Genomic DNA, 22,266 nt, shown 5'->3' with positions numbered 1-22,266 from the left:
CGCTGAGCGTATATCGGTGGCACGGCGCTCGGCCGGGTGGACGATTGGCGTCGGGAGAGGGGAGGGTCCGATGCGGGGGTTTCGGCTCCTCGCGCTGGTCGCGGGGGCGTTGGGCGGGTTGACCGGGGTGGCGTACGGGCTGGTCAGCGAGCAGTCGCGGCGGGCGCGGGTGGTGATCGGGGTGCCCGACGCGCCGCCGTTGCGCGCCGACGGCGTGTACGGGGACGGTGACGGGACGCCGGTGCGGTTCGCCGTGCTGGGTGACTCGATGGCGGCCGGGCTCGGGGTGGACGACCCGGCCGAGCTGCCGGGCGTCGTGCTGGCGACCGGGTTGGCCGACGAGGTGGGCGTGCCCGTGCGGCTGGAGACGTACGCGATCTCCGGCTCCACGTCCCGTGACCTGGCGGCGCAGGTGGACCGGGTGGTGGCCGACCCGCCGGACGTGGCGCTGGTGATCATCGGCGGGAACGACGTGACGACGCGGTTGTCGATCGCGGGGTCGGCGGTGCTGCTGGGCGCGCAGGTGCGGCGGCTGCGTGCGGCGGGGGTCGGCGTGGTCGTGGGCACGTGCCCTGACCTGGGCACGGTGCGGCCGATCCCGGAGCCGGCGCGGTCGGTGGCGCGGGAGTGGTCGCGGCGGTTGGCGCGGGCGCAGCGGGTCGAGGTGGAACGGGCGGGCGGCGTGCCGGTGGCGTTGGGCGACCTGCTCGCGGCGGAGTTCCGGGCGCGGCACGTGGACTACTTCAGCCGGGACCGGTTCCACCCGAGCGCGGCCGGGTACGAGGCGGCGACGTCGATCCTGCTGGCGCCGCTGTGCGGCGTCCTTCGTCACGAGTGGTGGCCGCGCTGAACGGGCGTTAACTAGGCTGCACGTCACACGTTGCGGCGAAACAAAGGAGTTCCGTAATGCCTGAGGCCGTGATCGTCTCCACCGCCCGGTCGCCCATCGGGCGCGCGGGCAAGGGCTCGCTCAAGGACGTGCGTGGCGACGACCTGACCGTGCAGGTCCTCAAGGCCGCGCTGGCGAAGGTGCCGCAGCTCGACCCGAACGACATCGACGACCTCATGCTCGGCTGCGGCCTGCCCGGCGGCGAGCAGGGCTTCAACATGGGCCGGGTGGTGTCCGTGCTGGCGGGGTACGACAACGTGCCCGGCACGACGGTGACCCGTTACTGCGCGTCGAGCGTGCAGACGACCCGGATGGCGCTGCACGCGATCAAGGCCGGCGAGGGCGACGTGTTCATCAGCGCCGGCGTGGAGACCGTGTCGAGCTTCGCGCGCGGGTCGTCCGACTCGTGGCCGGGCACGCACAACCCGGCGTTCGCCGACGCGGAGGCGCGCACGGCGGCCGTGGCGGGGTCCGGCGCGTCGGAGTGGGTCGACCCGCGGGTGACCGGGCAGGTGCCCGACGTCTACATCGCCATGGGGCAGACGGCGGAGAACCTGGCGCTGGCCAAGGGCGTGACGCGGCAGGAGATGGACGAGTTCGGCGTGCGGTCGCAGAACCTCGCCGAGAAGGCCATCGCCAACGGCTTCTGGGCGCGGGAGATCACGCCCGTGACGCTGCCGGACGGCACGGTCGTGTCGACCGACGACGGCCCGCGGCCCGGCGTGACGATCGAGGGCGTGTCGGGGCTCAAGCCGGTGTTCCGGCCGGACGGCCGGGTGACGGCGGGCAACTGCTGCCCGTTGAACGACGGCGCGGCGGCGCTCGTGATCATGAGCGACGTGAAGGCGAAGGAGCTGGGCATCACGCCGCTGGCGCGGATCGTGTCGACCGGCGTGTCCGGGTTGTCGCCGGAGATCATGGGCCTCGGGCCGGTCGAGGCGTCGAAGCGGGCGCTCGCGCTGGCCGGGATGTCGATCTCGGACATCGACCTGGTGGAGATCAACGAGGCGTTCGCGGCGCAGGTCATCCCGTCCTACCGGGACCTGGGCATCGACCTGGACCGGCTCAACGTCAACGGCGGCGCGATCGCCGTTGGTCACCCGTTCGGGATGACCGGGGCGCGGATCACCACGACGTTGATCAACTCGCTGCAGTTCCACGACAAGCAGTTCGGCCTGGAGACCATGTGCGTCGGCGGCGGCCAGGGCATGGCGATGGTGATCGAACGGTTGAGCTGAACCGCGTCACGGTTACTGTTACCCGGCGTCCTACCTATGAGTAGGGGAGGTCGGGGTGACGATGCCTTACGTGTGGTGGCACAGCGGGTACGACCGGCTGTGCCACGCGTTCGCCGTGGAACAGGCCTCGGAGGCGTACTTCGAGGCGGCCTGCGCCCACTCGGTGCCGCCGGAGCTGGTGCGGCGGTCGCCGGGTGGGGCGTTGTGCGTGCCGTGCCTGGTCAAGGTCGGTTCGGCGATGGAGGACGACCACACCTGGCGCGGCTGACGACCGGCCGGCGCGCGTTCTGAGCGTTGAATTCAGGTGTTCTGAACGTAGGACACGCGCGTTCTGAACGTAGGACTCACGCGACGCGAACGTAGGACTCTCGCGGTCTGGGGGTTCGACACGCGCGAAGGGCGCCCCGGCCGAGGCTGGGGCGCCCTTCGAGTCGTGCGGGTGGCGCTAGTCGTTCTGGAAGTAGGACAGCAGGCGCAGGATCTCCAGGTACAGCCAGACGAGCGTCGTCATCAGGCCGAACGCGGCGAGCCAGGCGTACTTGGCCGGCATCGCGGCGCGGATCATCTCGTTGGCCGCCTCGAAGTCCAGCAGGAAGCTGAACGCCGCGATGCCGATGACCACCAGGCTGAAGATGATCGCCAGGGTGCCGCCGTCACGCAGGCCCATGTTCACGCCGAACATGCCCATGACCAGGTTGCCGAGCATGAGCACGACCGCGCCGACGGTGGCGCCGATGATCCACTTGGTCAGGCGCGGCGTGACGCGGATCGCGCCCGTCTTGTAGACCACGAGCATCGCGCCGAACACGCCGAACGTGCCCAGGATCGCCTGCCAGGCGATGCCCGGGAAGATCGATTCGAACACGCCCGTGATGGCGCCGAGGAACACGCCCTCCGCCGCCGAGTAGGCGAGCACCATCGGACCGCTGGGCTTGTTCTTGAAGATGATGATCAGGGCCAGGACCAGGCCGACGATCATGCCGGGCAGCATCAGCGCGAACGGCTGAACCGCCTGGGAGAGCACCAGCCACGCCGACACGAACCCGGTGAGGATCGCCACACCGAGGGTCGTCGCGGTCTTGGTCACCACGTCGTCGATCGTGATCGGGCGCTCGCCGGTGGTCGGCGGCGCCGGCTGGTAGCCGCCGTACTGCTGCGCCTCGTAGGGCTGGCCGAAGCCTGCGTAGTTACCGCCACCGCCGCTGGTCGGCAGGTTGCGGAACGCGGGGTTGCTGGTGGTACGCACCTCGTCCTCCTGTGGCGTGCTGACGCCGTCACGGGGTTCAACGACCACACGAGTCGATCGGTTCCCGTCGGGTAAAAGCGACTTTACTCGGGCTGTCGATCTCGAATCCACACCCCGCGCTGCGGAGCGTAGTCGGCGTTCCACCCCGCTGGTGGCTTGTCGACGTGATCTCGGACCCGTAAGGCTCAGTCCCGGCAGCTCTCACCGACCGGCGACGCCCACCGGCGCGCCCGAGGGGTTCAGGACATCATGGCGTGGAGACGACTCGCCGGCGCGGTGCTCGCGGCCGGTCTGACCCTGCTCGCGGTGCCCGTCACAGCCGGGGCACAGGCACAGGAGGGCATCGGCTACGAGACGGATCCGCAGGGGTACCGCGGCAAGCCGGCGGGCGGCGACTGGCTCGGCTCGTACCTGTGGCGGGGTCAGCAGGTGTGGTGCGTGCAGTACTCGCTGCTCGCCCCGGACAGCTCGGTGGAGTACAAGGAAGGTGACGAGCTGCTCTCCAAGGGCGGCGCACGGCTCCCCGACGACGTGGCGGGCAGCATCTCCTACCTCCTGTTGAGGTACGCGAACACCCAATCGGCTGACGAGGCCGCGGCGCTGGCCCACCTGCTGCACACGTGGACCGCGTTCGAGGACCCGGCCAAGGGGATCTCGCTCGACCCGAACAGCGACTTCCGGCACATCGCCTACAACGCCGACTTCCACTTCCAGCAGCTCGGGCGCTTCGGCCAGGCCCAGCAGGCGGTGGGCAGGCTGCAGGCCGAGGCGGCGGCCAACCGCGGCCCGTGGGCGGCCAGGGTGAGCGCTCCGGAGAAGGAGCAGGTCATCGGCACGCCCGACACGTGGGTGGTGGACATCACCAAGACCGACGGCGGGCAGGTGGCCGGCGCGCCGCTGAGCGTGGAGCTGACCGACGCGACGCTGGAGTCCGGCGCCGCGACCGGCGAGCTGATCACGTCCACCGACGGCAAGTCTCTCCCGGTGAAGGTCGTGCCGACCGGCCCGAACCCGTCGGTCACGGTGCGGCTGGACAGCCCGGCCGACCGGCCGAAGGTGCACATCCCGGCCGACGACAACATGCAGCGGATCGTCACCACGGGCGGCGAGAAGAAGCTGACCGCGAACGCGTCGACGACCGCGAAGACACCGCCGGGCGTGGTGAAGGTCGGCAAGACCGACGCCGAGACCGGCAAGGCGATCGCGGGCGTGACGCTGAAGGTGACCGCGGCCAACGGCACCGACCCCGCGAAGCGGCAGGACGACAGCGCGCTGACCGGGCCCGAGGGCACGCCGGTCGTGCTGCAGACCGCGTCCGACGGCACCGCGACCGTGCCGGACCTGCGCACGCCGCAGGAGGTCTGCCTGGTCGAGGTCGCACCGGCCAAGGGCTACGAGGAGTTCTTCGACCCCAACGCGCCGCCCAAGGTGTGCGGGACCGTCGAACCGGGCCAGACCCTGGCGCTCGCGCTGGCCAACAAACCGGACAAACCGGTCGTCCCGATCACGATCCCGGCGGGGTCCCAGGGCGCCGGCGTGGTCGCGAAGGCCGCGTACACCACCGAGGTGTCGACCGGCGCGTTGGCCGGGTTCGCCGGCGTGGTGCTGATCGGCGCGACGCTGGTCGGCTTCCTGGTGCGGCGACGGGCGACCTCGCGGTCGTGAAAGCTCTGCTGACGGGCGCGGCGGTGGCGGCTCTGCTCGCCTCCGCCGCGCTCGTCTCCACCCAGGCGCCGGACGTGGTGCTGACGGGCCGGCCGATCCCCGGTGACGCCGTCGTGCCGCACCCGTTGGGCGACAGCGCGCGCTCCGGGCGCGGCGTGGACCTGGCGGGCATGCCGGCCGGCGCGAACCCGCCCGCGTCACCTCCGGCGGCGACGACCACCACGACTCCCCCGCCGCCGGCCGCCGAACCGCCCAAGCAGCAGCCGGGCACGGTGCGGCTGCCCGCGGGCGGGTTGGCGACGCTGGTGCGCGCGGAGGTCACCGCGGACGGCGCGCTGCCGATCCCGGAAGGCGTCGGCGAGGCGACGTGGTGGGGCGTGGACCTCGGTGCGGCCGAGGGCGCGACCGTGCTGGCCGGGCACGTCGACTGGAAGGGCGTGACCGGGCCGTTCGACGAGCTGTGGCGCATGGCGGTCGGGCAGGAGGTGACCGTGGTCGACACGGCGGGCCGGACGTTCCGGTTCAAGGTCAGCGGGGTCGAGGCGGTCCGCAAGGAGGCCCTGCCGTCCCGGGCGGTCGAGCTGTTCGGTCCGCGCGGCGGGCACCGGCTGGTGCTCGTGACGTGCGGTGGTCGGTGGGTCGGCGGCGACACCGGCTACGAGGAGAACCAGGTCGTGACCGCCACGCCCGTGCCGTGACGCGGCCACGGTTGGTAGTCGCGTCACAAAGAGGCAACCTCCGGCTACTTCCCGTCGTCTTCTGGGTGTGAAGCGATGGGGCTGGCTGAGCACGGGCGTCGCGCTGGCACTCACCCTGGTGGTGCTGGCCGTCCTGGGAGCCCGTGAACCCAGACCGGGGCACGACGTCGGCGACCTGGCCGCGCCGCTGCCGATGGCGCCGCGCACGAGCAGCAGCACCAGCGCCGCCGCCGCGCCGACCGTGCCCGCCTCGGCCTCGCCGCCGTCGTGGATGCGGCGCATGCAGCCGGGCGAGAAGCCGCCGCAGTTCGTGCTGTTCTCGTTCGACGGCGCCGCGTCCAAACCGCACTGGGACCGGATCATGCCGATCGCCAAGCAGGCGAACGCGCACGTCACCGGCCTGCTGTCGGGCGTGTACCTGGTGCCGGACGACGACGCCGACGGCTACACCGGCCCCGGCCACCAGCCGGGCTACTCCTCCATCGGGTTCGGCGGCAGCCGCGCCGACGTCGAGCTGCGGATCAACTACCTCAACGCGGCCATCGACGCGGGCCACGAGATCGGCACGCACTACAACGGCCACTTCTGCGTCGGCGACGAGCCGAACGTCGGCACCTGGAGCACCGACCAGTGGAACCGGGAGCTGGACCAGTTCTTCGCGATCGTGGAGAAGGCCAGGCAGCAGGGGTTCAAGCTGGACCCGGCGGCCGTGCGCGGCGGGCGGACGCCGTGCCTGGAGGGCCAGTGGGGGCAGGCGTTCCCGGCGATGCGCGGGCACGGCCTGGCCTACGACACCAGCCACGTGAGCCTCGGCGTGGTGTGGCCCTTCGCGCACGAGGGCCTGTGGGAGTTCCCGATGCCGGAGGTCCGCGTGCCCGCGCTCGGCAAGCAGGTCGTGATGATGGACTTCAACCTCTGGTTCGCGCTCAACGGCGCCAAGGACGAGCCCGACCGGGCCGGTGACTACACCCGGATCGTGCTGGACACGTACCGGTCGGTGCACCAGGCGGCGATCAACGGCAACCGCGCGCCGATCGTGATCGGCAACCACTTCAACGAGTGGGCGGGCGGCGCGTTCACGAACGCGGTGGAGGGATTCCTCGGCGAGGTCTGCGTCAAGCCCGAAACGGTGTGCGCCACGTACACCGAGGTGATCCAGTGGATGCAGCTGCAGGATCCGATCGTGCTGGAGCAGTTGAGGCGCATGCCCGCCGCGCGGAACTGGAACTAGCGCGTCCACCGCCGCAAGCTCTACGGTGGGTTACCGCCGCCCCACGGAGAATAACCACGCGTCCGAGGAGTAGAGCGCATGACCACCGAGCCCACCGAGCCAGTGAAGCGTCCCTGGGTCAAGCCCGATTTCCGGGACGTCGACACCCCGATGGAAGTCACGGCTTACGCCGCTCGCAGTTGAGCCCGCCGTCGCGCCACGCCGGCCGCGCGTCGGCGTGGCGTGGCGCCCGCGTACCGAGAGGTGCCCGCCGCCGTGCCCACCCCCGAGTCGTCCGGCTCGCCGACGTTGACGCCGGACGAGTTCACCGCGCGCCTGCGCGCCCTGTCTCCCCGCTACTGGGACCGCCACCCGTTCCACCTCCGGCTGCACGAGGGCCGGTTGAGCAAGGACGAGCTGCAGCTGTGGGCGGCCAACCGCTGGTACTACCAGCAGGCCATCCCCCGCAAGGACGCCGCGATCCTGGCCAACTGCCCGGACGTCGAGGTCCGGCGGGTGTGGCGGGAGCGGATCGTCTGGCACGACGGCGGCGGACCCGGCGAGGGCGGTGCGGAGAACTGGCTGCGCCTGGCCGAGGCCGTCGGGCTGACCCGCGAGGAGGTGCTGGACGAGCGGCACGTGCTGCCGGGCGTGCGGTTCGCCGTGGACGCCTACGTGACGTTCGCCCGCACCCGCCCGTGGGTGGAGGCGGTGGCGTCCGGGCTGACCGAGATGTTCTCCCGCGGTCTGATGGCGCGCCGGCTGGTGGACATGCGCGAGCACTACCCGTGGATCGCCGAGGAGGGCTTCACCTACTTCACCACCCGGCTCAAGGTGATCGCCGACGAAGGGAAGTCCACTGTGGACATCGTGGTGCGCAACTGCCGCACGCGCGAGCAGCAGGAGGCGGCGGTGGCGGCGCTGGCGTTCAAGTGCGACGTGCTGCGGGCGGTGCTGGACGCCGTGGACTACTACTCATGACGGGCTTGGACGCGGTGCCGCGCCTGCGGCGGGGCGTGAAGACGGCGTACGACGAGACCCGGGCCAGCCACGTGGTGCTGTTCCCGGAAGGCGTGCTGGTGCTCAACGACACGGCGGCGGCGGTGGTCGGGCTGTGCGACGGGCGCACATCCGTCGAGGGCATCGCGCGCAGGCTGGCCGAGGAGTTCGACGGGGTGGAGGCGGACGACGTGGCGGAACTCGTCGCACGGCTGGTGGCGCGCCGGGTGGTGGACGTCGATGGGTGACGCGCCGGTGGCGGACGCGCCGTTCGGGCTGCTCGCCGAGCTGACCCACCGGTGCCCGCTGCGCTGCGGGTACTGCTCCAACCCGGTCGACCTGGTCGGGCGCGGCGACGAGCTGGACACCGCGGCGTGGCGCTCGGTGTTCGACCAGGCGCGTGCGCTGGGCGTGCTGCAGATCCACCTGTCCGGCGGCGAACCGTTGGCGCGCAAGGACTTGCCGGAGCTGGTCGAGCACGCGGCCGGGCTCGGCTGCTACGTGAACCTGGTGACGAGCGGGCTCGGGCTGACCCGCGAGCGGCTCGCGGGGCTGCGCGGCGTCGACCACGTGCAGCTGTCCGTGCAGGACGCGAACGAGGCGGGCGCGAACCGGATCGCCGGGGTGAAGGCGTTCGAGCCGAAGCTGCGCGCCGCCGAGGCGATCCGGGACGCCGGGCTGCCGCTGACCGTGAACGTGGTGCTGCACCGGCTCAACCTCGACCACGTCGGCGAGATCGTGGCGCTCGCCGAGCGGATGGGCGCGGACCGGTTGGAGCTGGCCAACACCCAGTACTACGGCTGGGCGCTGCGCAACCGGGCCGCGCTGCTGCCGACGAAGGAGCAGTTGGCGCGGGCCGGCGAGGTGGTGGCCGCCGCGCAGGCGACGTCGGCGATGGAGATCGTGTACGTGATCGCCGACTACCACGAGGCGCACCCGAAGCCGTGCATGCACGGGTGGGGCGCGCGGCAGCTGACCGTGGCGCCGGACGGGGCCGTGCTGCCGTGCCCGGCGGCGGGCGTGATCGACGGGCTGGGCGTGGAGAACGTGCGCGACCGGTCGTTGGCCGACATCTGGCACACGTCGCCCGCGTTCACCGCTTTCCGGGGCTTCGACTGGATGCGCGACCCGTGCCGTTCGTGCGCGCGCCGCGAGCTGGACTTCGGTGGGTGCCGCTGCCAGGCGTTCCAGCTGACCGGGGACGCGGCGGCGACCGACCCGGTGTGCACGCTGTCGCCGCACCGGGGCGTGGTCGACCTGATCCTGGCGGGCGCCGCGGCCGAGGTGGAACCCGCGCCGGTCGAGCACCGGACGGTCGTGCGGTGAAGGCCGTTGTGCTCGGCACGGCCGCCGGTGGCGGTGTGCCGCAGTGGAACTGCGCGTGCGGGCCGTGCGAGGCGGTGCGGGCCGGTGAGTTGCCGGCGCGCACGCAGGACGCGTTGGCGGTGAGCGCGGACGGCGCGAACTGGTGGCTCGTCAACGCCTCCCCCGACATCGGCGCGCAGCTCGCCGCCACACCCGAGCTGGCACCTGGCCCGGGACCGCGGGACACGCCGGTCCGCGGCGTGCTGCTCACCGACGCCGAGCTGGACCACACGCTGGGCTTGACGGTGCTGCGCGGCGCGCCGGGGCTGCGGGTCCACGCGCCCGCGACCGTGCTGAACGCCCTCGAGCCGACGCGCGCCGTGCTGGCCACGTACGGCGAGTGGTCGTGGCGGCAGGTGGAGCCCGAGCGGACCGTCGTGCTCGCGGGCGGGCTGGAGGTGACCGCGTTCCCGGTCAGCGGCAAGCGGCCCCGCTACGCCGCCGAGTCGCCGGTGGCGGGCCACTGGGTGGTGGCCTACCGGTTCCGCGACCCGGCCACCGGCGGGGTGCTGCTGTACGCGCCGTGCCTGGCGTCCTGGCCGGCCGGGTTCGACGCGCTGGTGGCGGAGGCCGACGTGGTGCTGCTGGACGGCACGTTCTACGCGCCGTCGGAGATGGGCGCGGCCACCGGCAGGCCGAGCGGGCAGGCCGCGATGGGGCACCTGCCGATCGCGCACAGCCTGCCGGAGCTGCGCGGGCACCCGGCGACCAGGCGGATCTACACCCACCTCAACAACACCAACCCGGTGCTGGACCCGGCGTCGCCGGAGCGCGCGAAGATCACCGAGGCGGGGGTGGAGGTCGTCGCGGACGGCACCGTGATCGACCTCTGATCGCATTGGGGGGTTAAACCCACCGATTTGCCTGTGGTCAGCCGGAAGAATCACCGCCATGACGGACCACGACCTGGTGCGCGCCGCCCGGAGCCGGCTGACGCAGGCCGGCCTGGGCCTGGCCCGGACGCCGCTGTGCGTGGCGGGGATCCTGCTCATCCCGCTCCAGCTGTACGCCTACCCGCTCATCCTGGTGACCATCGGCGTGCCGCTGCTGCTGGTGTTCACGGCGCTGGCCCGCCGCTACACCGCCTTCTTCCGCTGGTGGGCCGCGCGGGTGCTGGAGGTCGAGATCCCGCCGCCGTACCGGGTGCCGGCGAACCGGGGCCCGATGACCAGGGTCCGGACCATCGCCACCGACCCGGCGACGTGGCGGGACCTGGCGTTCCTGCCGGTCAACGCGATCGTCGGCATCTTCAGCGGCTTGCTGCCGGTCGCGTTCTGGATCAACGGCCTGCTCGGGTTCGTGATGCCGCTGATCTGGCTGGACCGCGGGAAGGCCGAGTACGTCGTGCTCGACCGCGACACCCCGGGCAACTTCGTGCTCGCGCCGCTGATGGGGATCGCCTTCCTGGCGCTGGCCTGGTGGGCCACGCCCCGCGCCGCCCGGCTGCACGCGACCGTCGTCAAGTGGCTGCTCGCGCCCAGCGCCACCGCCGCCCTCACCGACCGGGTGCGGGTGCTGGCCGACTCACGGGCCGACACGGTGGACGCCCAGGCCGCCGAGCTGCGCCGGATCGAACGGGACCTGCACGACGGCGCGCAGGCCAGGCTGGTCGCGCTCGGGCTGAGCCTGGGCATGGCCGAGGAGCTGCTGGCCCGTGACCCGCGGGCGGCGCAGGAGCTGCTGGCCGAGGCGCGCCAGTCGTCCACCCAGGCGTTGGCCGAGCTGCGGGACCTGGTGCGCGGCATCCACCCGCCGGTGCTGGCCGACCGGGGGCTGGACGGGGCGCTGCGCGCGTTGGCGCTGGCCCACCCGCTGCCGGTGGAGGTGGACCTGGAGCTGGCCGGGCGGCCGGAGGCGCCGGTCGAGTCGGCCGCGTACTTCGCGGTGGCCGAGACGTTGACGAACGTGGCCAAGCACAGCGGCGCGACGGACGCGTGGGTGCGGGTGCGGCACGAGGACGGCCGGTTGTCGTTGATGATCGGCGACAACGGGCGCGGCGGCGCGGAGCCCGCCGAGAACGGTGGGTTGCGCGGGATCGAGCGCCGGCTGGCCGCGTTCGACGGCACACTCGGGATCGCGAGCCCGGTGGGCGGGCCGACCATCGTGACCATGGAGCTGCCGTGCGAGTTGTCCTCGGTGAAGACCTCGTCCTCCTCAGGGACGGGCTGATCCGGCTCCTGGAGGCCTACGACTTCGACGTGGTGGAGGCGGTCGACTCCGGTCCCGCCCTGCTCAAGGCCCTCGTCGACCACCGCCCGGACGTGGCGGTGGTCGACGTGCGCCTGCCGCCGACGTTCACCGACGAGGGTTTGCGGGCCGCGATCGAGGCCCGCAAGCGGGTGCCGGGACTGCCGGTCCTGGTGCTCTCGCAGTACGTGGAGCAGTTGTACGCGCGGGAACTGCTGTCCGACCGCGGCGGCGCGGTCGGCTACCTGCTCAAGGACCGGGTGTCGGACGTGAAGCAGTTCGTGGACGCCATTCGCCGGGTCGCCGGCGGCGGAACCGCGATGGACCCCGAGGTCATCGACCAACTGCTCGCGCGGGGCGCGCGCGACCAGCCGCTGACGACGTTGACGCCGCGTGAGCGGGAAGTGCTGTCGTTGATGGCGGAGGGCCGTTCGAACGGCGCGATCGCCGGTCGGCTGTTCGTCACCGAGAAAGCGGTCGGCAAACACATCGCGAACATCTTCGGCAAGTTGGACCTGCCGATGTCGGAGGACGACAACCGACGGGTGCTCGCGGTGCTGGCCTATTTGGACCGGGTGTAAATCGTTTCTTAGGCTAAGTACCATCTTGGTTTCACGACGACCAGGGGGTGCGCATGGGCACGACGGCGGAGTTGGCCGGCGAACTGCTCGACCTGATGTTCTCGCAGGGCCCGTTGGGCGCGACCGCCTGGGGCGTGCCGGGATACGACCACCTGCTCGCCGACCACCGGGTGGAGACCGAGGAATCCGCGCGGGCACGGGCGCTGGACATCGCGGCGCGGGCGCGTGCCCTGCCCGCGGACGACGACCCGGTGACGCGTGCGGTGGTCGTCCAGCAGGCCGAGGCGGTCGTGGACCAGCTCGACGCGCTCGGCGTCGAGTACACGATCACCGACTCGTTCTTCGCCCCCACGGGCGAGTTGCTGTCGGTCATGCCGACGACCGTGCTGTCCGGGCCGGAGTCCGAGCGCGCCTACCTGGAGCGGCTCGCCGCGGTGCCCGACTTCCTGCGCCGGATCGCCGACCGGCAGCTCGCGGGCGCGGCGGCGGGCCGCACGCCCGTCCGGCACCTCGTGGACGCGGCCGTGGCGCACCTGGACCGCTACCTGGCCGCCGACGCCGACCCGTTGGCCCGGCCGGCCGGCGGTGAGGCGTTCGAGGCCGAGCGGGCACGCCTGCTGGCCGACGTGGTGCGGCCCGCGTTCGCCGCCTACCGGGACGTGATCGCGGGCATCGAGGGCCGCCCGGACGACCAGGCGGGCCTGCGCTGGCTGCCCGGCGGCGAGGCGATGTACGCGGCGCTGGCGCGGGTCCAGACGACGACCGACCGCACGCCCGAGGAGCTGCACCGGACCGGCCTGGACGTGATGGCGAGCCTCGCCGACGAGTACGCCGAGCTGGGCGAACGGGTCTTCGGCACGTCCGACGTGGCCGAGGTGCTGACGCGGATGCGCACCGACCCGGCCCTGCGCTGGACCACCGAGGACGAGCTGATCACCGCCGCGCGCGAGGCCGTGACCAGGGCGGAGCAGGCCGCGCCGCGCTGGTTCGGGCGGGTGCCCGAGCAGCGCTGCCAGGTCGAGCCGGTGCCCGCGGCCGACGCGCCGGGCGCGCCGATCGCCTACTACTCGGCGCCCACGCCGGACGGGCTGCGGCCCGGCACGTACTACGCGAACACCCACCGGGTCGAGGAGCGGTTCCGCTACCAGGCCGAGGCGATCGCGTTCCACGAGGCCGTGCCGGGGCACCACTTCCAGATCACGCTGGCGCAGCAGCTCACCGACCTGCCGGTGCTGCGCCGGGTCGCGCCCGTCACCGCGTACCTGGAGGGCTGGGGCCTCTACACCGAGCGCCTGGCCGACGAGATGGGCCTGTACTCCGGCGACGTGGCCCGGCTCGGGATGCTGGCGATGGACTCGATGCGCGCCGGCCGGCTCGTGGTGGACACCGGTCTGCACGCGCACGGGTGGAGCCGCGCGCGTGCCGTCGAGTACCTGCGGGAGAACACGCCGCTGGCGCTGGTCGAGATCGAGAACGAGGTCGACCGCTACATCGCCGCGCCCGGTCAGGCGCTGGCGTACATGGTCGGCCGGCTGGAGATCCTGCGGATCCGGGCGGCGGCCGAGGAAGCGCTCGGCGAGCGCTTCGACATCCGCGCGTTCCACGACGTGCTGCTCGGCGGCGGACCGCTGCCACTGGCGGTGTTGGCCGAGGTCGTCGCGGAATGGGCCCGCGACTACTGAACTTCGGCGGGTCATCCGATCGGACACCGCGACTAGTCCGATGCGGTATGCCTGTTCACGGGCGACCGCACGGCGTTCGCGGGTCCGATCGGGTGACTCGTTGCTGACCGGCACGACGCACCGTTGTGGGTTCACCCGACAGATGGGTGAAGTCTCTGTGGCGCCGAACGTGCCCCCGACGGGATTCGAACCCGTACTGTGACTCTTTTAAGGAGCCTGCCTCTACCGGTTGGGCTACGGGGGCAGCGGGGAGCCTAAGCGGTTACCGAGCGTTCGTGGGGCTACTTCAGAAGAAGTCGCCCGCACGGCTCAATGCGAACCGCTATTGCGCTCATTCGGGTAATGGGCCCAACGCGCTCAGGCCGAGTACGACTTCGTGATAAGCGTCACAGCCAAGTGCTTGTTCGACCAGCTCATCCCGCAATGCTGCGGTGAAGCCGATACCAAAACCCATTGCCGTAGCAACCAGATAAGCCGTTTGGGACAGGTGTCCTACGTCCATTTGCACAACACGGTAAGCACGTGACGTGTCGTAACGCCACCTAGTCCGTTCGAGCACCCCGGTGTACGCGAGGACCAACGGCGCCTGCCCGACCCAGTCCTGGTCGCCCGCCGCCGCGGCCATCTCCGCCGGACCCCACGTCACCCCGATCGGCTCCAGCGCGTGCGCGAGCCCGTCGTAGTGGTACCAGCCCGGCTCCAGCGCCTCGACGCCCCGCACGTGCGCGTACAGCTCGACCGGGTGCCGTCCGCCGCCCGACGGGCTGGTCTTGAACACCGTGCCGGACCGCCCGATCCGCGGCCGCACGGGCGACGGACCGGCCAGCACCGCCAGCAGCTCCGCGACCCGCGTCAACGACAGGGGCCCCGGTCCGAACTCGCGGGTCGTGCGACGGGCCAGCAGCACGTCCAGCAGGCCGGCCGACGCCCACTTCGACGTGCCGTCCAGGCGTGGCAGCAGCACGGCGGTGCGGCCGAGGCTGCGGAACGGCGCGGGCGCCGGTTCGGCGGTGAGCTTGGCGTCCAGCACGGCGTCGTGCTCCTCCGTGCCCTGGTACGGCGCGTCGGCGAGCGTGCGGCTGGCGAAGTGGAAGTGCCGGGCCGACGCGCCCCAGTCGCGCCACGCGGCGAGCAGCCGGCGTTCCTCCTCGTGCTCGGGCGAGCCCTCCACGATCAGCACGCCGGCTTCGACCAGCTCCTCCAGCACCTTGCGCAACGCCACCCGGTCGCCCTCGGCCAACGGCGCGAGCAGCTCGTCCACGTCGGTGAACTCGGTGAACTTGCGGCACAGCAGCTCGGCGGTCTCGCTGATGGCGAATTGGCGGTGGTGGAGGTAGTCGTCCCACACCACGGCGCCGTCGGAGTAGAACAGCGTCGCGTGCTCAGCGACCTTTGCCCGCACCCAGTAGCTCCTTGAAGCGCGCCGCCACCCACTCGTGCACGGCGTCGGACACCCGAGAGTCCTGCGCCCGGTGCTCGAACCACCGCCAGTCGCAGTTGACGTTGACCTCCAGGAACACGTGGTCCCCGCCCGAGACCAGCAGGTCGAACGCGGCCACCTGGAGCCGCCAGTGCCTGGCCAGCGCGAGCAGCCGGTCCGTCAGCCCGCTCGGCACGTCGACCGGCGTGACGCGGACCGCCTCGGGGTCGACCCACAGCTGCGCCGGGTCGAGCTTGTCGACCTGGAACGCCAGGCACCGCTCGCCGACCACGAACACGCGCAGCTCGGTGTCGGACGGCACGTACTCCTGCACGATCACCGGCGCGGACTCGGGCACGTCACCGGACCGGCTGGTCTCCAGCGGGCGCGGGAACAGGCCGTGCTGCATGCCGGGGCGCGGTTCCAGCAGGTGCCGGCCGGACGTCTTGACGATGCACCGCCCGCCGCCCGGCCTCGTGCGGCCGGGTCGGGTGGTGACCGTGGTGCGCGGCACCTTCAGGCCGAACGTCGCGGCGTCCGCGAGCTGCGTGAGCCGGTTGAGGTGCGAGGTGTTGCGGCTGGGGTTGACGTGCGCCCAGTCGCCGCGGCTGGACAGCCAGTCGGCGACCGCGCCCCACTGGTCGACGGCGTAGGCGCCGGCCAGCGTGCCGGGTTCGAGGGGCAGCGCGGTCAGCTCGAAGTGCCTGCGCCACACCAGCAGCGGGCGCAGCAGCCAGCGGTCGAGCTCCAGCAGCGGCTGGTCGGTGTAGACGGTCAGCGGCAGGTCGACGGAGCGGTCGGCGTCGATGCGGGCCATCCGGATGCCGCGTTCGGCGAGCGCGATGGAGAGCTCGTTCATCTCCATGTCGGCGGCCCGGGCGAGGACCAGCACGCAGGGCACGGGGCTGCCGTCGCCCTCGTCCACCATGCCGAGGCGGTGCACCTGCTCCTGGAAGTCCAGGCACTTGGGTTGCGACCGGAAGAGGTAGTCCTGGCCTTGGAGCAACAGCGGGGTGGGTTTCAGCGGTCTGGCGGCCTCGGGTGGGGGAACAGTCTCGTTCCCCCACCCGGAGACGGTCATGACTCAGTCGTCTTTCTTGCTGCAAAAACGCTTTTCGGCGGTGGCGTACTCCGCGGAGTACTCCGCCAGCGCACGATCCTCGATCTCACCGCGGCGAAGCTGTGCGGCCAGCTCCTCGAGAGACATCGCGGTCACCTCTCTCCCCACTGATGCATCACACATTCAGGCGATACACCAGCTGTATTCTCGGGTTCACGTTACGCAATGTCAAGGCGACGCGCAGCGCGTTAGCCCGTCTGGGGGCTCAAGTGAGAAGGCTGGGCCAGACGGCCCCACGCCTGCCGCCGCCGATCGGCGCAGCGTGCGCGGGGCCGTTCGCGCTCAGCTCTTGGTGGCCCGGTCGAACTCGGCCTTCGGCTCGTGGATCTGGCCGAGGGCGACGACCTCGCGGCCCGAGAACAGCGCCTGCGTCCAGTCCACGAACACCCGGAACTTGCGGTTGACCGTCGGCATGAACATCACGTGGTAGCTGCGGTGCATGAACCAGGCGACGACGCCCTTGAACCGCAGGCCGAACACGTCGGCCACGCCCTTGTAGAGGCCGAGGCCCGCGACCGAGCCCAGGTACTTGTGCTCGTACTCCTTGGGCTGCTTGCCGCGGAGGCTGGCCACGATGTTCTTGGCCAGGAGCTTGGACTGGCGGATGGCGTGCTGCGCGTTGGGCACGCACGTCGCCGTCGGGTCCTCCTCGGTGCGCGACAGGTCCGGCACGGCCGAGCAGTCGCCCGCGGCCCAGACGCCCGGCAGGCCCACGACCTGCATCGCCGCCGTGCACCGGACGCGGCCGCGCTCGTCGAGCGGCAGGTCGGTGTTGCGCAGCATCGGGTTGGCCTTCATGCCCGCGGTCCAGATGATGGTGTCCGAGTCGAACTCGGTGCCGTCGTCCAGGACGACGTGGCCGCCCTCCATGCTCTTGACGCGCGTGTCGAGGTAGCACTTGATGCCGCGCTTCTCGAGCTGCTCGACGGTGTAGACGCCGAGCCGCGCGCTCACCTCGGGCATGATCCGGCCGGTGGCCTCGACCAGCACCCAGTGCATGTCTTCCTGCTTGAGGCCCTCGTAGTACCGCAGCGCGTAGCGGGCCATGTCCTCCAGCTCCGCCAGCGTCTCGATGCCCGCGAAGCCGCCGCCGATGACGACGAAGCTCAGCAAGCGCTTGCGGAGGTCCGGGTCGTTCGTGCTGGCGGCCTGGTCGAGCCGCGACAGCACGTGGTTGCGCAGGTAGATGGCCTCGCCGATGGTCTTCATGCCGATGCCGACCTCGGGCAGGCCCGGGATGGGCAGCGTGCGCGAGATCGCGCCCAGCGCCGAGACCAGCACGTCGTACTCGAACTCCTCGACGTGGCCGTCGGCGAGCTCGACCGTGACGGCCTTGCGCTCGTGCTCGATGCGGGTCGCGCGGCCGGTGACGACGTGGCAGCGCTTGAGGACCTTGCGCAGCGGCACGACGACGTGGCGCGGCTCGATGGAACCGGCCGCCGCCTCGGGGAGGAACGGCTGGTAGGTCATGTGCGGCTGGGGGTCGATCACCGTGACGGACGCCTCGCCGGAACGCAGCTTCTTCTGCAATCCCAGCGCGGTGTACATGCCGACGTACCCACCGCCGACAATCACGATCCGTGTGGGTTGCGACTTCACAGCAGCCATACACACATGGTCGCACCGGGCGGGGCTTTCCGGCGCATCGAGCGGGCCCGTTGTGACCACAGTCGCCGGGTGATTGCCGACACGCAGCCGCTGACCTGCGCGGCTCGGTGAACGTGCTGAGAGGAACGATCCAGACGGTCAGCTTGCGCTGAGTCCGTCACGCGTGTTCCTCAGCCTTTCCGGCGCATCAGGAGCACCGCGCCGACGACCAGTCCGACGGCGCAGACGAGGCCGACCACCTCGACCACCGCGTCCGTTCGGCCGACCGGCAGGAGGAGGACCACGACCGCGAAGGCGAGCACGGAGAGTTGCACGACGGCGAACCTCTTCGCCGGCGCCTTTAGTGCATCCAGGTGAACGCGCGACCCGCCGGGGAGGACCGCCGCGTAGGCGGACAGCACGTGCAGCAGGTGCAGGAGCACGACCAGCGCGAACACGCCGGGCCAGGACGGCTCGTCGGTCGTGACCACCATCGCCGCCGCCGGGAACCCGATGATCAGCGCAACCGCGGCGGACGCCGGTATCGCCGCCGCCGCGACGACCAGCGCCCCGTACAGGGCGAGCGCGGGCCACTCGACCCCGTTGACCGCGAGCACCCACGCCACTCCGGCCGCGACCACCCCGATGGCCGCCCGCAACACCCACGCCGGCAGCCCGGCGCCCAGCTCAGCCCGCACCGCTCCCCCGTCCTGAACGTTGAACTCGGGGTACGCGAACGTAGGACACGGTCGTTCCGAACGTAGGACACGCGCGGCGTGAACGTAGGACTCTCGCGCGTGTCCTACGTTCGGAACGCGCGTGTCCTACGTTCAGAACACCCGAGTTGAACGTTCGCGTCATCGGGACACCCGCCGGGCCGTGCGGGCGGCACGCAGCACGCCCGCGATCGGCGCGCCCCACGGCAGCACCGCCACGCCGTGCTGCCGCATCGCCTCCAGCCGCACGTCGTGCTCCAGCCGGATCACCTTCAACGCGGTCTCGCCCCACGGCGTCTCCGGGTCGGCCCGCAACGGCGACGGCAGCACGTCCACCGCAAGCACGAGGTTGCCCCGCCGCGCGGCGTGCACGGCCAGCTCCACCACCTCGGCGTCCAGGAACGGCGACAGCACCACCACCAGCGCGCCGTGCGGCACCTGCTCCGGCCGCAGCACGGGCCGCTGCGCCCACCCGGCCGACCGCGCGCACACCACGAGCTGGTTGCGCAGCCGCAGCAGCTGCCGCCGTCCCGCGCCCGCCCGTGCCCCGAGTTGCGGCCGGCCGAGGTCGACCAGGCCCACCCGGTCGCCCTGCCGCAGGTACCCCGCCGCCAACGACGCCGCCGCCCGCACGGCCAGGTCCAGGCTGCCGCCGGGCCGGACCGTCGTGCCGCGCGCCGTCAACGACCACTCGCCGAGCGACCGCCCGAAGACCAGGCCCGACGTGGCCCGCACCGGCGACGACCAGTCACCCAGCTCCGCGCCGACGTCGTGCCGCGTGTCCAACGCCAACACCACGTCCGCGTCCGCCTCCGCGTGGTGCTCGCGGACGTGCAGGTTCGTGCCCTCGGCCGACCCGGCCATGCCGCTGGCGCGCAACGACACCCGCCAGTCGATCCGCCGCAGCCGGTCGCCCGGCTGGAACGCCCGGATGTCGCGCAGCTCCACCGAGTCGCCCGGCCGCCGCGCCCGGTGCGCACCGACCAGGCCCACGGCCCGCGCGGGCAGCAGACCGGCGGGCAGCGCCTCGACGGGCGGCAGGATCACCCGGCCGCGCTCGGCCGCCGTGACCGGACCGTGCACGAACAACGCGTCCGGCCCCGCCACCAGGTGGTCCGGCCGCAGGTCGACGCCCTCGCCCCACGCGTCACGCCGCAGCACGACCTCGATCTCCCGCACCGACGCGGACACCAGGTGCACCGGGCCGATGCCCTCGCCGACGCCGGGCAGCCGGATCGCCATCACCTCGGCGCCCAGGCCCGGGTCGACCTCCACCACCGACTTGGCCGCGCCGATCTCGCCCGTGCGCGGCAGCCCGCGCACCCGCACCTGCGGCGTGCCCACGACGGGCGTGACCAGCGCCAACAGCGTCGAGAGCAGCAACGGCGCGCCGAACAGGACCAGCTCGACCTCGTGCAGCAGGCCGCCGAGCACCACCATCCCGATGCCCAGCGCGAGACCCCGCACCAACGCGTCGGTGGGGTGCCAGTGCGCGCCGCGCCCGCTGGTGAACGCCTCGCGCAGCCGTTCCGCGCGGTTCACGAGCGGGTGCTCGCGGGGCCCGGCACCCGGCCCAGCAGCTCGGTCACGACCTCCACCCCGGTGACGCCGGACGTCCACGTCTCCGGGCGCAGCGTGAGCCGGTGCGCGAGGGCGGGCACGGCGCACTCCTTGACGTCCTCCGGCAGCACGAAATCCCGCCCGTCCAGCACCGCTAGCGCGCGTCCGACCAGCACCAACGCCTGCGCGCCACGCGGTGACGCGCCGACCTCGACCGCGCCGTGCGCCCGGGTCGCGGCCGCCAGGTCCACGCAGTACCGCAGCACGTCGTCGTCCACGGACACCTGCTCGACGCCGTGCTGGAGCCGGCGCAGCCGTTCCGCGTTCAGCACGGGCTCGACCTCGGTCTCCTCGCGCTGCCGGGTCAGCCTGCGGCGCAGCACCTCGACCTCCTCGGCGGGCGGCGGGTAACCGATGTCCAGCCTCAGCAGGAACCGGTCCAGCTGCGCCTCCGGCAGCGGGTAGGTGCCCTCGTACTCGACCGGGTTCGCGGTCGCCAGCACGTGGAACGGGCGGGGCAGGCCGAACGTGCGGCCCTCGACCGTGACCTGCCGCTCCTGCATGGCCTCCAGCAGCGCGGACTGCGTCTTCGGCGGCGTGCGGTTGATCTCGTCGGCCAGCAGCAGGCCGGTGAACAGCGGGCCTTCGCGGAACGTGAACTCGCGGTCGCCCGGGTTGTAGAGGAACGAGCCGGTGACGTCGGCGGGCAGCAGGTCGGGCGTGCACTGGAGGCGCTTGAAGTCCAGCTTCAACGCCTGCGCCAGCGACCGCGCCATCAGCGTCTTGCCCAGGCCGGGCACGTCCTCCAGCAGCACGTGCCCGCCCGCGAGGATCGCCGCCAGCGCCAGCCGCAGCGACCGCTCCCGGCCGACCACGACGGTGCCGACGGCGGCCAGCACCGCCTTCGCCTCGGCCGCGATCGTCTCGACGCCCACTTCGTCGGTGGTCACAGGTTCTCCAGGAGGTCGGCGAGCTTCGACGGCTCGGGCAGCGGCGCTTTCGGGTCGGTGAGCAGGCGGTGCAGGTCGGCGCCGAGCACCTCGCGGGCCTTCGGGTCGTGGAGGTCGTGCACGCCGTGCTCCTGCCGCAGCCGTGCTTCCGCGAGCCTGCGCAGCCGGGGCTGGACGCGGTTGACGAACCGGTCCTGGTCGACGGCGGCCTCGGCGAGCCGGCTCGCGAGCGTGCTGGCCTGCACGGACGTGGCGGTGGACAGGGTCGCGGGCTGCTGCGACCAGACGATGTCCGTCGCGCGCGGCAGGCGTGCGACGAGGAGCGCCAGCCCGCCGACGGGCAGCGCGAGCACCACCGCCCACAGCCACGGCGCACCCACCCGGACCAGCACGAACGCGGTGCCGGCCGCGACCGCGACGGCCAGCGCGACCGCGCGTCCCAGGCCGTCAACGAGGGCGTTCACCGCAGGTCCCGCACGATGTGCGCCAACGCGTCGGCGGCGGTGCGGGCGTCGGCCGCGGTGACCTCGGCCGTGCCGAACCTGGCCCGCTGGTAGACGCGGCGCAGCGTGCCGGTCGCCTGCTCGTCCACGCGGTAGCGGCGCAGCAGGTCGCCGGTGAACTCGGTGGCCGTCTGGTGGTCCTGGCGCGGCACGCCGCTGTCCTGCGCGGCCCGTTCGAGGGTGAGCCAGGCGGCGATCACCGCGTCGCCGGGCGGTCCGGTCGCGTGGTCGCGCAGCTCTTCGAGGGCTTCGGCGGCCCGTCGGACGAGGATCGGCGGCGGGGTCGCGTGCTCGTCGGGCAGGTCGGGCGCGTCGACGGCGGCACCGGCGCCACGACGCTTCCGGCCGCGCCGGAACACGCCGAGCGAGATCAGCAGCCAGACGACGCCGACGACCGCCACCACGATGAGGACGATCAGGAAGACGAGCAGCGACCCGGCGGCCGTGGAGCCCTCCATGTCGGCGTCCAGCGGCGGCTGCGACTCCGATGGCGGCGTGGGTGCCTCTTCGTCGCCCACGGGGCGGTCCTGGTAGCGCACCGGTGACGTGCCGCGTGCCGCGAGGGCGATGAGGACGAGCGCCGACCCGATCGCGAGGACGAGCGCGAGCCGCGGCTTCATGGACCAAGGATGCCTGTCGCCCTGGTGCGG

The 22,266-nt window shown here is 72.3% G+C and carries 24 protein-coding genes and 1 tRNA gene; 14 read left to right on the top strand and 11 right to left on the bottom strand.

The features are described 5' to 3' along the window. The first annotated feature begins 70 nt into the window (after positions 1-70). From ADK67_RS27375 to ADK67_RS27365, 3 genes are read left to right on the top strand one after another with little or no spacing between them, the layout of a single operon-like run. A complete protein-coding gene (locus ADK67_RS27375; RefSeq protein ID WP_053719379.1) occupies positions 71-850 on the top strand; it encodes an SGNH/GDSL hydrolase family protein in 780 nt (259 codons plus the stop codon). A gap of 56 nt (positions 851-906) precedes the next feature. Continuing rightward, positions 907-2,127, top strand: coding sequence for an acetyl-CoA C-acetyltransferase (locus tag ADK67_RS27370; RefSeq protein WP_053719378.1), 1,221 nt, complete (start codon positions 907-909; stop codon positions 2,125-2,127). Between the two features lie 55 nt (positions 2,128-2,182). Beyond that, complete coding sequence (locus ADK67_RS27365) at positions 2,183-2,395, top strand: hypothetical protein (RefSeq protein ID WP_053719377.1); 213 nt, start codon at positions 2,183-2,185, stop codon at positions 2,393-2,395. A 177-nt stretch (positions 2,396-2,572) separates the two neighbouring features. Here the strand turns inward: ADK67_RS27365 and ADK67_RS27360 are convergent, their stop codons facing one another. Continuing rightward, positions 2,573-3,373 carry a Bax inhibitor-1/YccA family protein gene (locus ADK67_RS27360; RefSeq protein ID WP_053719430.1) on the bottom strand — a complete coding sequence of 267 codons (801 nt, stop codon included), beginning with the start codon at positions 3,371-3,373 and terminating at the stop codon, positions 2,573-2,575. A gap of 249 nt (positions 3,374-3,622) precedes the next feature. On the opposite strand from ADK67_RS27360, the gene ADK67_RS27355 reads away from it, so the two are divergent. The 11 genes from ADK67_RS27355 to ADK67_RS27310 all read left to right on the top strand — a co-directional run bounded on the left by ADK67_RS27355 (position 3,623) and on the right by ADK67_RS27310 (position 13,760). Further along, positions 3,623-5,038, top strand: coding sequence for an MSCRAMM family protein (locus ADK67_RS27355; RefSeq protein ID WP_053719376.1), 1,416 nt, complete (start codon positions 3,623-3,625; stop codon positions 5,036-5,038). Beyond that, on the top strand, positions 5,035-5,736 hold the full coding sequence (locus tag ADK67_RS27350; RefSeq protein WP_053719375.1) for a class F sortase: 702 nt from the start codon (positions 5,035-5,037) through the stop codon (positions 5,734-5,736). Before ADK67_RS27355 ends, ADK67_RS27350 begins: the two co-directional genes overlap by 4 nt. Positions 5,737-5,803: 67 nt before the next feature. Then, positions 5,804-6,967: a polysaccharide deacetylase gene (locus ADK67_RS27345; protein ID WP_053719374.1), complete on the top strand. Its 1,164-nt coding sequence runs from the start codon at positions 5,804-5,806 to the stop codon at positions 6,965-6,967. Positions 6,968-7,045: 78 nt separating this feature from the next. Next, positions 7,046-7,150, top strand: a complete 105-nt coding sequence (pqqA, locus tag ADK67_RS49390; RefSeq protein ID WP_082403863.1) for a pyrroloquinoline quinone precursor peptide PqqA — start codon at positions 7,046-7,048, stop codon at positions 7,148-7,150. A gap of 72 nt (positions 7,151-7,222) precedes the next feature. Further along, positions 7,223-7,927: a pyrroloquinoline-quinone synthase PqqC gene (pqqC, locus tag ADK67_RS27340; protein WP_082403885.1), complete on the top strand. Its 705-nt coding sequence runs from the start codon at positions 7,223-7,225 to the stop codon at positions 7,925-7,927. Then, entirely contained in the window at positions 7,924-8,193 is a 270-nt protein-coding gene (gene pqqD, locus ADK67_RS27335; RefSeq protein WP_053719373.1) for a pyrroloquinoline quinone biosynthesis peptide chaperone PqqD, read from the top strand. Before pqqC ends, pqqD begins: the two co-directional genes overlap by 4 nt. Beyond that, entirely contained in the window at positions 8,186-9,271 is a 1,086-nt protein-coding gene (gene pqqE, locus ADK67_RS27330; RefSeq protein WP_053719372.1) for a pyrroloquinoline quinone biosynthesis protein PqqE, read from the top strand. Before pqqD ends, pqqE begins: the two co-directional genes overlap by 8 nt. Further along, complete coding sequence (gene pqqB, locus ADK67_RS27325; protein ID WP_053719371.1) at positions 9,268-10,143, top strand: pyrroloquinoline quinone biosynthesis protein PqqB; 876 nt, start codon at positions 9,268-9,270, stop codon at positions 10,141-10,143. Before pqqE ends, pqqB begins: the two co-directional genes overlap by 4 nt. A gap of 58 nt (positions 10,144-10,201) precedes the next feature. Then, positions 10,202-11,479 (top strand): sensor histidine kinase, encoded by a 1,278-nt coding sequence (locus tag ADK67_RS27320; protein WP_053719370.1) that lies wholly within the window; start codon positions 10,202-10,204, stop codon positions 11,477-11,479. Continuing rightward, positions 11,431-12,078 (top strand): LuxR C-terminal-related transcriptional regulator, encoded by a 648-nt coding sequence (locus ADK67_RS27315; protein ID WP_053719369.1) that lies wholly within the window; start codon positions 11,431-11,433, stop codon positions 12,076-12,078. The genes ADK67_RS27320 and ADK67_RS27315 overlap by 49 nt, the downstream gene beginning before the upstream one ends. 53 nt (positions 12,079-12,131) lie before the next feature. Continuing rightward, complete coding sequence (locus ADK67_RS27310) at positions 12,132-13,760, top strand: DUF885 domain-containing protein (protein WP_053719368.1); 1,629 nt, start codon at positions 12,132-12,134, stop codon at positions 13,758-13,760. Positions 13,761-13,930: 170 nt separating this feature from the next. On the opposite strand, the gene ADK67_RS27305 is transcribed toward ADK67_RS27310, so the two are convergent. The 10 genes from ADK67_RS27305 to ADK67_RS27265 form a co-directional block, all read right to left on the bottom strand. Further along, a tRNA-Leu gene (locus ADK67_RS27305) sits at positions 13,931-14,004 on the bottom strand. Positions 14,005-14,091: 87 nt separating this feature from the next. Further along, positions 14,092-15,162: a SagB family peptide dehydrogenase gene (locus ADK67_RS27300; protein ID WP_053719367.1), complete on the bottom strand. Its 1,071-nt coding sequence runs from the start codon at positions 15,160-15,162 to the stop codon at positions 14,092-14,094. Next, a complete protein-coding gene (locus ADK67_RS27295) occupies positions 15,143-16,261 on the bottom strand; it encodes an ATP-grasp domain-containing protein (protein WP_053719366.1) in 1,119 nt (372 codons plus the stop codon). Before ADK67_RS27295 ends, ADK67_RS27300 begins: the two co-directional genes overlap by 20 nt. Before the next feature lie 3 nt (positions 16,262-16,264). Then, positions 16,265-16,387, bottom strand: coding sequence for a hypothetical protein (locus ADK67_RS54775; protein WP_267935188.1), 123 nt, complete (start codon positions 16,385-16,387; stop codon positions 16,265-16,267). Between the two features lie 195 nt (positions 16,388-16,582). Next, positions 16,583-17,908, bottom strand: coding sequence for an NAD(P)/FAD-dependent oxidoreductase (locus tag ADK67_RS27290; RefSeq protein ID WP_053719365.1), 1,326 nt, complete (start codon positions 17,906-17,908; stop codon positions 16,583-16,585). 170 nt (positions 17,909-18,078) lie between these two features. Continuing rightward, positions 18,079-18,585, bottom strand: a complete 507-nt coding sequence (locus tag ADK67_RS27285; protein ID WP_053719364.1) for a hypothetical protein — start codon at positions 18,583-18,585, stop codon at positions 18,079-18,081. Between the two features lie 159 nt (positions 18,586-18,744). After that, entirely contained in the window at positions 18,745-20,145 is a 1,401-nt protein-coding gene (locus ADK67_RS27280) for a DUF58 domain-containing protein (protein ID WP_053719363.1), read from the bottom strand. Further along, entirely contained in the window at positions 20,142-21,113 is a 972-nt protein-coding gene (locus ADK67_RS27275) for an AAA family ATPase (protein WP_053719362.1), read from the bottom strand. Before ADK67_RS27275 ends, ADK67_RS27280 begins: the two co-directional genes overlap by 4 nt. Beyond that, positions 21,110-21,577, bottom strand: coding sequence for a hypothetical protein (locus ADK67_RS27270; RefSeq protein ID WP_053719361.1), 468 nt, complete (start codon positions 21,575-21,577; stop codon positions 21,110-21,112). The genes ADK67_RS27275 and ADK67_RS27270 overlap by 4 nt, the downstream gene beginning before the upstream one ends. Next, positions 21,574-22,236 carry a DUF4129 domain-containing protein gene (locus tag ADK67_RS27265; protein WP_053719360.1) on the bottom strand — a complete coding sequence of 221 codons (663 nt, stop codon included), beginning with the start codon at positions 22,234-22,236 and terminating at the stop codon, positions 21,574-21,576. The genes ADK67_RS27270 and ADK67_RS27265 overlap by 4 nt, the downstream gene beginning before the upstream one ends. Positions 22,237-22,266: the final 30 nt, after the last annotated feature.

The sequence above is a fragment of the Saccharothrix sp. NRRL B-16348 genome, assembly GCF_001280085.1.
Classification (GTDB): Bacteria; Actinomycetota; Actinomycetes; order Mycobacteriales; family Pseudonocardiaceae; genus Actinosynnema.
The sequence above is the reverse complement of the archived record's forward strand: the minus strand, read 5'-3'. Positions and strand labels throughout refer to the sequence as shown.

Excerpts from the sequence above, each read along its gene's own strand:
- ADK67_RS27375 (WP_053719379.1), top strand. The coding sequence starts at position 71 with ATGCGGGGGTTTCGGCTCCTCGCGCTGGTCGCGGGGGCGTTGGGCGGG.
- ADK67_RS27370 (WP_053719378.1), top strand. The coding sequence starts at position 907 with ATGCCTGAGGCCGTGATCGTCTCCACCGCCCGGTCGCCCATCGGGCGC.
- ADK67_RS27355 (WP_053719376.1), top strand. The coding sequence starts at position 3,623 with ATGGCGTGGAGACGACTCGCCGGCGCGGTGCTCGCGGCCGGTCTGACC.
- pqqA (WP_082403863.1), top strand. The coding sequence starts at position 7,046 with ATGACCACCGAGCCCACCGAGCCAGTGAAGCGTCCCTGGGTCAAGCCC.
- pqqD (WP_053719373.1), top strand. The coding sequence starts at position 7,924 with ATGACGGGCTTGGACGCGGTGCCGCGCCTGCGGCGGGGCGTGAAGACG.
- pqqE (WP_053719372.1), top strand. The coding sequence starts at position 8,186 with ATGGGTGACGCGCCGGTGGCGGACGCGCCGTTCGGGCTGCTCGCCGAG.
- ADK67_RS27320 (WP_053719370.1), top strand. The coding sequence starts at position 10,202 with ATGACGGACCACGACCTGGTGCGCGCCGCCCGGAGCCGGCTGACGCAG.
- ADK67_RS27310 (WP_053719368.1), top strand. The coding sequence starts at position 12,132 with ATGGGCACGACGGCGGAGTTGGCCGGCGAACTGCTCGACCTGATGTTC.
- ADK67_RS27295 (WP_053719366.1), bottom strand. The coding sequence starts at position 16,261 with ATGACCGTCTCCGGGTGGGGGAACGAGACTGTTCCCCCACCCGAGGCC.
- ADK67_RS54775 (WP_267935188.1), bottom strand. The coding sequence starts at position 16,387 with ATGTCTCTCGAGGAGCTGGCCGCACAGCTTCGCCGCGGTGAGATCGAG.
- ADK67_RS27290 (WP_053719365.1), bottom strand. The coding sequence starts at position 17,908 with ATGGCTGCTGTGAAGTCGCAACCCACACGGATCGTGATTGTCGGCGGT.
- ADK67_RS27265 (WP_053719360.1), bottom strand. The coding sequence starts at position 22,236 with ATGAAGCCGCGGCTCGCGCTCGTCCTCGCGATCGGGTCGGCGCTCGTC.